The sequence below is a fragment of the Paraburkholderia sp. genome (genome assembly GCF_034668105.1).
GTDB lineage: Bacteria > Pseudomonadota > Gammaproteobacteria > Burkholderiales > Burkholderiaceae > Paraburkholderia.
The window spans coordinates 1-10,370 of record NZ_JAXDPY010000469.1 but is presented as its reverse complement, the minus strand read 5'-3'; the positions used below and the strand labels follow the sequence as shown (position 1 = coordinate 10,370).

9 protein-coding genes, 1 tRNA gene and 1 pseudogene are annotated in these 10,370 nt (G+C 61.9%); 5 read left to right on the top strand and 6 right to left on the bottom strand.

The features are described from left to right. Positions 1-20: 20 nt before the first annotated feature. Both clpP and tig read right to left on the bottom strand, forming a co-directional pair. A complete protein-coding gene (clpP, locus tag QOC89_RS21185; protein ID WP_323046805.1) occupies positions 21-674 on the bottom strand; it encodes an ATP-dependent Clp endopeptidase proteolytic subunit ClpP in 654 nt (217 codons plus the stop codon). Between the two features lie 193 nt (positions 675-867). After that, on the bottom strand, positions 868-2,214 hold the full coding sequence (gene tig, locus QOC89_RS21180; protein WP_323046804.1) for a trigger factor: 1,347 nt from the start codon (positions 2,212-2,214) through the stop codon (positions 868-870). Between the two features lie 573 nt (positions 2,215-2,787). Here tig and QOC89_RS21175 point away from each other — a divergent pair. The 3 genes from QOC89_RS21175 to QOC89_RS21165 all read left to right on the top strand — a co-directional run bounded on the left by QOC89_RS21175 (position 2,788) and on the right by QOC89_RS21165 (position 5,074). After that, positions 2,788-3,933: a glycerate kinase gene (locus tag QOC89_RS21175; protein WP_323046803.1), complete on the top strand. Its 1,146-nt coding sequence runs from the start codon at positions 2,788-2,790 to the stop codon at positions 3,931-3,933. 63 nt (positions 3,934-3,996) lie between these two features. Next, complete coding sequence (locus QOC89_RS21170) at positions 3,997-4,449, top strand: MarR family transcriptional regulator (protein WP_323046802.1); 453 nt, start codon at positions 3,997-3,999, stop codon at positions 4,447-4,449. Positions 4,450-4,780: 331 nt separating this feature from the next. After that, entirely contained in the window at positions 4,781-5,074 is a 294-nt protein-coding gene (locus QOC89_RS21165; protein ID WP_323046801.1) for a hypothetical protein, read from the top strand. A 94-nt stretch (positions 5,075-5,168) separates the two neighbouring features. Here QOC89_RS21165 and QOC89_RS21160 read toward each other — a convergent pair. Further along, positions 5,169-5,255: transfer RNA gene (locus QOC89_RS21160), tRNA-Leu, on the bottom strand. Positions 5,256-5,474: 219 nt separating this feature from the next. Here QOC89_RS21160 and QOC89_RS21155 point away from each other — a divergent pair. Further along, complete coding sequence (locus tag QOC89_RS21155) at positions 5,475-6,299, top strand: squalene/phytoene synthase family protein (RefSeq protein ID WP_323046800.1); 825 nt, start codon at positions 5,475-5,477, stop codon at positions 6,297-6,299. A 98-nt stretch (positions 6,300-6,397) separates the two neighbouring features. Here the strand turns inward: QOC89_RS21155 and QOC89_RS21150 are convergent, their stop codons facing one another. The 3 genes and pseudogenes from QOC89_RS21150 to QOC89_RS21140 all read right to left on the bottom strand — a co-directional run bounded on the left by QOC89_RS21150 (position 6,398) and on the right by QOC89_RS21140 (position 9,338). Beyond that, positions 6,398-7,687, bottom strand: a complete 1,290-nt coding sequence (locus tag QOC89_RS21150) for a DUF1501 domain-containing protein (RefSeq protein WP_323046799.1) — start codon at positions 7,685-7,687, stop codon at positions 6,398-6,400. Between the two features lie 122 nt (positions 7,688-7,809). Continuing rightward, positions 7,810-8,622: pseudogene (locus QOC89_RS21145) on the bottom strand (DUF1800 family protein); the annotation flags it as partial. A 389-nt stretch (positions 8,623-9,011) separates the two neighbouring features. Next, positions 9,012-9,338, bottom strand: coding sequence for a hypothetical protein (locus tag QOC89_RS21140; protein WP_323046798.1), 327 nt, complete (start codon positions 9,336-9,338; stop codon positions 9,012-9,014). Positions 9,339-9,567: 229 nt separating this feature from the next. Between QOC89_RS21140 and ompR the strand changes: the two genes are divergently transcribed. Then, positions 9,568-10,302 (top strand): two-component system response regulator OmpR, encoded by a 735-nt coding sequence (ompR, locus tag QOC89_RS21135; RefSeq protein WP_006048917.1) that lies wholly within the window; start codon positions 9,568-9,570, stop codon positions 10,300-10,302. The last annotated feature ends 68 nt before the right edge of the window (positions 10,303-10,370 follow it).

The window sequence follows — 10,370 nt, the reverse complement described above, 5'->3', positions numbered from 1 at the left end:
GGGCCGCTCTGGGATGCCGCTCAGGGACGCTTGTGAAGAACCTGATCGACGATACCGTACGCCTGCGCGTCATCGCCGGACATGAAATTGTCGCGGTCGGTGTCACGTGCAAGACGTTCCACCGGTTGACCCGTATGGTGCGAGAGCAACTGGTTCAGACGTTCCTTCAGGTACAAAATTTCGCGTGCCTGAATTTCGATGTCCGACGCCTGACCACGCGCGCCGCCGAGCGGCTGGTGAATCATCACGCGCGAATTCGGCAAGGCAAAGCGCTTGCCCTTCGCGCCGGCTGCCAGCAGGAATGCGCCCATGCTGGCGGCGAGGCCCATGCACAGCGTGGACACATCCGGTTTGATGAATTGCATCGTATCGTAGATCGCCATTCCGGCCGAAACCGAACCGCCCGGGCTGTTGATGTAGAAGCTGATGTCCTTGTCCGGGTTTTCACTTTCAAGGAACAACATCTGCGCGACCACGAGGTTGGCCGTCTGGTCGTTCACTTCACCGACCAGGAACACGATACGTTCTTTCAGCAGACGCGAATAGATGTCATACGAGCGCTCGCCCCGGCCGCTCGTTTCCACGACGATCGGCACCAGTCCGAGCGCCTGCGCTTCGAGATCCCGGGACGACTGGGAGGTCAACGTGTCCAGCATTTGGGCGCGAAAGGTCATGCAATGGATCCTTGTCTGGAAATATTCTAAATATTAGATGCTAGACAGGTGTGGTCGACGAGCCCGTATTCAAGTGCGCGAACAGTGCACGCGCGCCATGCAACATCATGCAAAAACGCAATACACATTCACAACACAAAAAAACGGCGTGCGGGCCGTCGCTCCGACAGCCGGCACGCCGTTGCAGCGACGCTTACGCTTGCGCCGTTGCGCTTGCCAGTTCTTCGAAGCTTACTTCCTTGTCCGTCACCTTGGCCTTGCTGAGGACGAAATCGACGACGTTCGCTTCAACGACGTACGCTTCCATTTCCGCAAGGCGTTGCTGGTTGGAATAATACCAGCGGACGACTTCCTTCGGGTCTTCGTAGCTTTTCGCGAATTCGTCGACTTCAGCGCGAATCTGCTCCGGCTTGGCTTGCAGTTCATTGGCCTTGACCAGCTCGGCCAGCACGAGGCCCAGCTTCACGCGGCGCTCAGCTTGTTCCTTGAACATTTCAGCCGGGATCGGTGCGTCTTTAGCGTTCGGCACGCCGCGTTGCTCCAGATCCTGACGCGCCATACCGACGAGGCGTTCCTGATCCTGCTCGATCAGCGCGTTCGGCACGTCCAGTTCCGAAATCTTCAACAGCGCGTCCATCACCTGATTTTTGACGATTGCCTGCGTACGGCGCTTGGCTTCGCGTTCCAGGTTGTCTTTGATCTCGGCGCGCATCTTGACCAGATCGCCGTCTTCGATACCGAGCGACTTCGCGAATTCAGCGTCGATTTCCGGCAGATGCGGCCATTCGATCTTCTTCATCGTGATCGTGAATTGCGCGGTCTTGCCGGCGACTTCCTTGCCGTGATAGTCCTCAGGGAATGCCAGATCGAATTCCTTCGACTCGCCGACCTTCAGGCCCAGCGCTGCCTTTTCGAATTCCGGCAGCATGCGGCCTTCGCCCAGCACGAATGCGAAATCGTCTGCGCTGCCGCCCTGGAACACTTCACCTTCGATCTTGCCGACGAAGTCGACCGTTACGCGGTCGCCGTCTTTTGCCGCTACGTCCGCGCCGCCGTCACCGTGCTCACCGGCTTCGCCGCGAGCGTGGAAGTGCACGCGCTGCTTGCGCAGGATGTCCAGCGTGCGGTCGATTTCCGCTTCGCTGATCGTGGTCGTGGTGCGTTCGATTTCAGCCGTGGCGACGTCGCCCAGCTTCACTTCCGGATAGACTTCGAACGTCGCGTCGAACGCGTAGTCGCCTTCAACAGCGTCGGCCTTCGGCGCGAAGCTCGGCTGGCCGGCAACGCGCAGGTTTTCGGCGCGGCTGATGTCGAAAAATTCCTTGCCGACCTTGTCGCTCAGGACTTCGGCTTCCACCTGACCCGAATACTGTTGCGTCACCATCTTGAGCGGCACCTTGCCCGGGCGGAAACCCGGCATGCGCACGTTCTTCGCGAGTTGACGGATACGCGAGTCCACTTCCTTCTGCACGGCGTCCTTCGGCAGGGAAATCGTGACGCGGCGTTCGAGCTTGCCGAGGTTTTCAACAACGTTAGCCATGGCTTCAATCGTCCTAAAATTATTCGAGCGAATCAGTTATCTTCTCCGTGCCGCTTTTCGATGTCACGTTGACGTTCGTTTTTGCATCGATTGCGTGCCTGCGCCGCGGGCTTGCAGGCCGCCGACAGCACGGTTGGGTCCAAAGAGCCAAATATTTTAGCAAACTATTTGCGCGCTTAGCCGGGATTCGATGATTGCGCGCATGTTTTGTCGATATTCGGGCCGCTTTCCGCACTGTTTTTCGCCGGTTTTGCAGCTTGCCGGTGACCGTCTAGTGTCTGCTCTTCATGCGGTCGCTGCCGGCTTACGGCGTTCTTGCGTCAGGTCAGTTAGTTCAGTTATTTAACGGTCCCTTGCGTCGGCGCCGCTGTTGCCGCAAACGCGCGCGCCATGCTCGCCGCGGGCGTTTTCCGTTCTGGTTCCCGCGCGCCCTGCCACGGACGATCCCGGCTATGCCGTTCGACATATTCAGTCAGCGCGCCCATGCTGATAAGCTAACGGACGCGCTCGGGGCTGTGGCTGCTCTGTTCGTGGCACCCGCCCTCGTAACGACTCCAACCATTCAGAGACACCATGCCGAATTTGCCGTCCTCGCCCATCGTCGTCATTGCTCCAGATTCCTTCAAGGGTTCGCTCAGCGCGGAACAGGTCGCGCAGGCGATTGCGTCCGGCATCCAGCGCGCGCGGCCGGACGCCACTGTGCGCATCTGTCCGATGGCCGACGGCGGCGAAGGCACGCTCGACGCGATGCTCACGAGCGGCGGCGAGCGCCGCAAGCTGAGCGTTCGCGGCGCGGCGGGTCCGGTGCGCGAGGCACTCACCGGCCTGCTCGCGGACGGCAGCGCAATCATCGAAACGGCGGAAGTCGTGGGCATCACTGATCCGGTTGGCATGGGCGCACCGGTCGAGGCGCGCAGCACGCGTGGCATGGGCGAAGCGATTCGCGCGTTGCTCGACGCCGGCGTACGGCGCTTTTTCGTCGCGCTCGGCGGCAGCAGCACGAACGACGGTGGCGCCGGCTTGCTGGCCGGCCTTGGCCTGAAACTTTTCGACGCACAGAACAAGGAACTCGACGCGACCCCCGAACAGCTTGCCCGGCTGGTGCGTCTCGACGTGTCGCAGCTGGACGCCCGCCTCGCGGACACCCAGTTCGTCGGCATGTCGGATGTGGATAACCCACTGACCGGGGATCACGGCGCGACTGCGGTGTTCGGCCCGCAAAAGGGTGTGAAGCCGGAACAGATTGCCCCTATCGATACCGTCCTCGGCCGCTTCGCCGATCTGTTGGAGGCGGCGCTCGGGCGCACGGCACGCGACCAACCCGGCGCGGGTGCGGCCGGTGGTCTCGGCTTCGCGCTGCATATGCTGGGCGCGCAGTTCGAGCCGGGAGCGGAAACCGTCGCGCGCCAGATCGGTCTGGACGCGGCGCTTGAAGGCGCGAACTGGCTAATCACCGGCGAAGGCCGCTCGGACGTGCAAACGCTGCATGGCAAGGCGCCGTTCATCGCCTGCCGTCATGCGCAGGCAGCGGGCGTGCCGGCCACGCTGCTCTCCGGCGCGGTCGATTCAGCGGCGCTGCCGCGCCTCGCCGAACACTTCAGCGGCTGCTTTTCGCCGGCCCCCGGGCCGATCACGCTCGAAGTCGCGATTCGCGACGCGGCGCGTTTGCTTGCCGACGCGGCCGAACAGTTGACGCGCCTGAAATACGGCGCGCGTTGACCGGCGGGACGGTTGCGGCAACAATCACAGCGCCACGACCGCTTCACTCATCACGGGAAGACCATGAAGGCCTCCGCCAAAGCCGGACTCGAGCAGTTCCTCACGTACCGCCTGCATGTTCTGAACAAACTTGCCGAGCGTGGCATCGGTGAGCGCTATCAGGACAAGCTGGGCGTGACCTTGCCTGAGGCGCGGGTGATTGCGTCAGTGGGCTCGTTCGGCCCGTTTTCGATCATGGAACTGGCACGGCATGCCAATCTGGACAAGAGTCAGGCCAGCCGTGCGGCCGAGGCATTGATCAAGCAAGGACTCGTGAAACGCGATCCAAGCGCCGAAGACGGCCGCGTCGTGCTCGTATCGCTCACGCCGGAGGGCCGCGCGCTCTATCGCAAGGTGATGCCGATCGCCCGTAAGTGGAACGGGGATATGTTCCACTGCCTCGGCGAACAGGAAAAGCTCGCGTTCGGCCAGGCGCTCGACAAGATCATCAACACGCTGATGGAGCGCGAGGAGTAAGCAACGGCATGTCAGCGCTTTGCGGTACCTTGACCGTCAGCACTGATATGTCAACCCTTTTCCGTGCCTTGACCGTCAGCACCGGCAATGCCCGTGTCTTTCACCTTGGCGCCCGCAGCGCCTGATCCGGCGGGCACACCACCGGCCAATCCGTCCGCGCCTCGTACGCCCACGCGTCGTACTACCCAAGTCACCACCTGCATCGCTCCACTGGCCATTCCCTTAGCCACCTCGCCAGGGCGGCCGCGTTCGCGGCAACCGCCAACCGTGTCAAAATTCGCGATCGGCCACCGAGCCTTCAATCTCCCACATTTCACCTAAGGAAGTTTCAGTGGACATCAACAAACAGGTTGCGGCTCTCACCGCCTCAGAACTTCAAACCGCCGGCGCGAGCCAGGCGACCGCGATTGCCGTCAGCGTACTGTTGCGTCATCTGCGCTCGCCCGAACTGGTAAAACTGTTGTCGTCGGCGTTCGAGAACCATCAGGCGGTCATGCTGCAGACGCCGTGGCCCGATCAGATGCTGCAGGCGTTCGAATCGACCCGCCGGTTTCTGGAAGGCGCCGCGCAAGCCGAGTTGCCAGGCACATCAGCGGATCAACAAGCGCCGGCGCCGGGCGCCTGAGCACCGCCGGGCCCGCGCGGCCCGAATCAAGTCACTTGAAAAACAAAAAACCCCGTTAGTCCAAAGACTTAACGGGGTTCTCTGCTCCATAGGATGGTGCGAGGGAGGGGACTCGAACCCCTACACCCTTGCGGGCGTCAGGACCTAAACCTGGTGCGTCTACCAATTTCGCCACCCTCGCAGCCGGGCGCAGCGCTGCGCGTTCTGCCCGTTGTCCTGCAGACTCACGACCGCGTAAAACAACCGCGCCCGAAAGCGTAAGCGCGAGATTCTAACCGATTGATTCGCGCTTGTCTGCATTTGCGCATGCATCTGCCCGAGGGGCGTCGATGCTACAATTTTTGGCTAGATGCACGCGTGCCGTGCCCTGTTCGCCTGCCCTTCCCCACATTCCAATCCCGTGAATTTCGACGAATATTGCCAGCAGAAAGCGGCGCCGCCCGGATCGAGCACCTACTATGCGCTTCGCCAGGCGCCCGCGGCAAGTCAGGCGCTCCTGACCGCGCTGTTTGCGCTGCGCCGCGAGTTCGAAGATACGGTCAAGGAAACCAGCGATCCGGCCATCGGCCGCACCAAACTCGCGTGGTGGCAAAACGAAATCGCCGCGCTCGCGTCGGGCTCGCCGTCGCATCCGGTTTCAAAGGCGCTGGCGGCTTATCTGCCCGACGTGCAGGCCGAATATCCGGCGTTGCAGGCATTGCTCGCCGGCTTCGAGATGGATCTCGATCAGGCGCGCTACCTCGACTATCCGAATCTGCGGCGTTACGTGCAAGGCGTCGGCGGGACCTTCGCGTCGCTGGTCGCGCGCGCCGCGGCAAAAGACGGCGCACTGGCGTCGAGCTGGTCCGCGCCGCTCGGCGAGGCACTGCAGCTCGCGCAGTTCGTCGTCGAAACCGGCAATGATGCGCGCCACGGCCGGATCTATATTCCGATCGACGAAATGCAGCGCTTTAACGTCACCGCAGCGGATCTGATCAATCGGAAATATACCGACGCGTTTACGGAGCTGATGCGCTTTGAAACCAAACGGGCCCGCGACGCCCTGCATGCCGCGCTCGCCGCCATACCCGCGCACGAACGGCGCTCGCAGCGCACCTTGATCGCGCAGGCGGCACTCGCGTCGGCGCTGCTCGATGAAATCGAACGCGACGGCTATCACGTGCTGCATCAGCGCATTGCATTGACGCCGATCCGCAAATTTTGGATCGCATGGCGCGCGAGATAAGCGGGTCCAGTGGGTCCAGCGAGTCAAGCGGATCAAGCGGATCAAGCGGGCGGCGCAATGGCCCCCACCTCACACTGAAGCGCAAACGTCGCCAACTATCAGACGCGCAGCAACGGCAGCGGCTCGAACCGCTGCTGCAGGATTGTGGACGCGTCGAGTCCCCACCACGGCCCGAGCACAGTCGCATAGAGTTGCTGGAAATCGACGCCGACCGGCAAATTGCCATTGCCGTCGAGCCGGGCAAGCACCGGCGGCACGCCATACAAACCACCCAGCACACGGCCGCCCATCACGAAATGCGGCGCCACGGTACCGTGGTCGGTGCCGTTGCTCTGATTCTCACGCGGGCGCCGACCGAATTCTGCATAGGTCATCACCAGCGTCTGGTCCCAACGGCCGAGCTCGATCAGCGCCGACTTCATCGACACAAACCCTTCGGCTAGTTGCTTGAGGAGTGCCGTCTGCTGACCGGGCTGGTTCTGGTGCGTATCGAAACCGTTCAACGTCAAACGGATCACCGCGACGCCCTGCCCGCTCTTCGACTGTCGTTGCGGCGTGTTCCCCAAGAGGACGCGCTTCGGAGCGTCGCTCGCGGCGAGCAGTTGCATCGCCGTCTTGATCGAATTGCCGAATGCCCCGCCTGAGAACACCGTCTTGAATTGCGCTTCACCTTGCGTGGGACGCGGACGGTCGGCGGCTTTCACAATGTCGTTCTCGACGTCGAGAATGTGCGCCAATTCCGGATTGCGCTCGTGCAGCGACACCGGTGTGGCGAGACGAGCGGCCTTGACGAACTGCGCCCGATTTACCAGCGCGATCGCACGCGCGCCGTTGGCCAGCGGTCCCATTTCCGCGCTGCCGATCACCAGCCCGTCGGCGGCAAAACCGGCGGGCACCGGTGTCCGCGCAAATGCCCGCGTGAGCCAGCCCTCGCGCAGATATTGGTCCGAGCGCGACGCGGTATCCCAGATCTCGATCGAGCGGAAATGCGACAGGTTCGGTTGCGCATAGCTGACGCCCTGCACGATCGCCAGTTGCCGGCTGTGCCAAAGGGGCATCAGTGGCTGTAACGAGGGATGCAGCGCGGTGCGCTCGTCGAGTTGAATCGCGTGGTCGCGTTTGATGCCAATGTTTTTACGCAGCTGATAGTAAGTGGGATCGGCAAACGGAATCACGGTATTCAAACCGTCGTTGCCGCCCTTCAGTTCGACGAGAATCAGCAGGTTGTCATAGCCGCGATTCGTCGTGCTGCCCAAGGCTGCCGCCGCTTGTGCCACTTCTGCTGCCGATGCCGATGCCGCTTGTGCCAATTGCGCGCCGAATGCGCGTGGCAGCCAGAGCGTCGCGCCGGCGGCTGCACCCATCGAGAGAAAGCTGCGTCGGTTCATCCTTCACCTCGTTCGATTTTGTCATGGCGCGTGTCCTGCTGCCGTCGGCGGATCGTTCATTTCCTCTGCTGATCTTCGCAAAACGGTTGAACGGATCGATTCCGCCGCCGGCCCTCGTTAGTTCACTTCAACTGATAAGCCGGGTCCATCAGCAACGCCTCCAGATAAGCGCTGGCAGTCGAATCGGTGTCGATCGCGTCGACTGGCGTCAGCGGCAAGACCGCGTGCTGCAACTGGAGTTCGGCCGAAAGCCCCGGCTTCGCCGTGGGCGCGGTGTGGTACTGCGCAAGCCAGGTGCCGATGTCAAAGCGTACGCCGCCCTGGTCTGACTGACCGATGCGCGCCATTGCGCGCTGCGGCGGCGGTTTCGTCTGTGCGTTATCCGACGCGCCGCCCACTGTGAGCCTTACACTCGCCGGAGCGCTGATGCGCCGCAGACCAGTGGCCTCAGTCGCGCGAAACAGTTGCTCGACGAATTGCTTGCGCGCGAGCAGCGTCGAACTGTTGATCCATATCTCATGCCGCCCGGCGACCCTTTGACGTTCGGCGGGTAGAACAGGTTCTCGCCGAGTGTGCGCATCTGCGCGGCGAACGGCGCCGTGTTGTCATAGCCGATATCGAACGCACGCAATGTCCCAACCACGAACTCGGCCGGCGATTTCACCAGCACGCCGCGATCGTCTTCATTCCAGAGCGCGTCGCTCATGAAAAGGCCGCGCAGCGCCACCTTGATATCGTAGTGACTCGCGCGGAACTGCGCGGCGATCGGTGCGCATGCGAGTGAGGTCCGGCGTATCGGAGACGAACTCGCGCCACAGCCTGGTCGTGACGAAGATCGCGGTTTCCGGTTGCGCAAGCAGGATGTCGAGCACCTGATCGCCGTCGAACGGACCGGTCTGACCGAGTACGGTCTTGTCGCCGCCATCGTGCTGGTTGGAAGAAGCGCGCGTCGTCGGCATCAAGAAGGTCCTGCTCGTCAGTGGAAAAAGCCGACGCAGCAGACGGCGCGCGATGTTTGCCACGCAGAGCATGAGCCGCGCCTTGCTGCACAGCGAATGCCGGAACACACCACCAGGTCACGGTCACGAGCGCGGCGGCGATGACTGCCGGCCATCGGCTGCTACCATGACGGCCTGTCAGTGATTTGATCATCGATCATCCGGTCGCAAGGCGTCGTCAACAGGCATTTCGCGACTGCAACAGCACTGCGCTCTGGCGACTCAACGGGACAGACGGAACAGCAAAGTAGACGGGGAAAGTGCAACGAAATCTTTCAGGCACGCAAAAGGCGCGCGCGGCACGCCGCGACCAGGCACGAAAATAGCTACCGCTTATAGAGTTCCCGGACAGCGTCTTCGATGTGCTGCCGTAATAGACGCCGTTCGTCGGGCGTCATATGACCATCACGACGACGTTGATCAAGATCGGGAGGGACTGCGGTGCGCAACATGATGTCTGACGCGGGGCTGTCGTTGTTGGGGCTGCGGCGATTCGCCTTGGGATTGGCGGACCTGAGTGCGTGCTCGCTCGCCGCTCTCCCGGCCGCAGGCTGGGCGTGGGCGAGCGTTGGTCCTAGTGTGCCTGCAAGCGTCCCGGCTACCGCCAGGGCAATTACGCTTAGGCGCACATTCGGCCAAACCCCTCCCTTCATGTTGTTCCCTTCGTGGCGCGGCAACCGGCTACCTCAAATGCGTATACAGACCCCGGTAGCGAGCCGGGTGCGGGAGTTTTAGTCGAATGAAGTATCCACCGAACAGCCGCATTCAGTAAAGGAGTCTACCTGTCCCTGCTTTACGTCGTGCCACAGTGCGGGTAAATTTTGTAACTGACTGTAACCCGCTAAATGATGCAACCGCGCACCCCTTTCTAATCGCGCTAAGATGCCGACCATGGAAACTAAAAACCCTTCGAAAATCCTCGTCGTCGACGACGATCCGCGCCTGCGCGATCTGCTGCGCCGCTACCTCGGTGAACAGGGCTTCAATGTCTACGTTGCCGAGAACGCGCCCTCCATGAACAAGCTCTGGGTGCGTGAGCGTTTCGATTTGCTCGTGCTCGATCTGATGCTGCCGGGCGAAGACGGCCTGTCGATCTGCCGCCGCTTGCGTGGCAGCAACGACCGCACGCCGATCATCATGCTCACGGCCAAGGGTGAAGACGTCGATCGTATTGTCGGGCTCGAAATGGGCGCCGACGACTATCTGCCGAAGCCGTTCAACCCGCGCGAACTGGTCGCGCGAATTCATGCGGTGCTGCGCCGTCAGTCGCCTTCGGAGTTGCCGGGCGCGCCGTCGGAAACCACCGAAGTGTTCGAGTTCGGCGAGTTCGCGCTGAATCTGGCCACGCGCACGCTCACCAAAGCCGGCCAGGAAATTCCGCTGACTACGGGCGAGTTCTCGGTGCTGAAGGTATTTGCGCGTCATCCGCGTCAGCCGCTATCGCGCGAAAAGCTGATGGAACTGGCGCGCGGCCGTGAATACGAAGTGTTCGACCGCAGCCTCGACGTGCAGATTTCGCGTCTGCGCAAACTGATCGAACCTGATCCAGGCAGCCCGCGTTTCATCCAAACCGTCTGGGGCCTTGGCTACGTGTTCATTCCTGACGGCGCAGCCTGAGTTTGTTCTCGCCCTCGCTGTCGACCAGAGTTGGCGCTTTAGCGCCTTACCTCTGGTCCCATGCAAAG

What these genes read in the sequence shown, in the direction of transcription:
- clpP (WP_323046805.1), bottom strand. Translation starts at nt 674, where the DNA reads ATGACCTTTCGCGCCCAAATGCTGGACACGTTGACCTCCCAGTCGTCC.
- tig (WP_323046804.1), bottom strand. Translation starts at nt 2,214, where the DNA reads ATGGCTAACGTTGTTGAAAACCTCGGCAAGCTCGAACGCCGCGTCACG.
- QOC89_RS21175 (WP_323046803.1), top strand. Translation starts at nt 2,788, where the DNA reads ATGCCGAATTTGCCGTCCTCGCCCATCGTCGTCATTGCTCCAGATTCC.
- QOC89_RS21170 (WP_323046802.1), top strand. Translation starts at nt 3,997, where the DNA reads ATGAAGGCCTCCGCCAAAGCCGGACTCGAGCAGTTCCTCACGTACCGC.
- QOC89_RS21150 (WP_323046799.1), bottom strand. Translation starts at nt 7,687, where the DNA reads ATGAACCGACGCAGCTTTCTCTCGATGGGTGCAGCCGCCGGCGCGACG.
- QOC89_RS21140 (WP_323046798.1), bottom strand. Translation starts at nt 9,338, where the DNA reads ATGAAGGGAGGGGTTTGGCCGAATGTGCGCCTAAGCGTAATTGCCCTG.
- ompR (WP_006048917.1), top strand. Translation starts at nt 9,568, where the DNA reads ATGCCGACCATGGAAACTAAAAACCCTTCGAAAATCCTCGTCGTCGAC.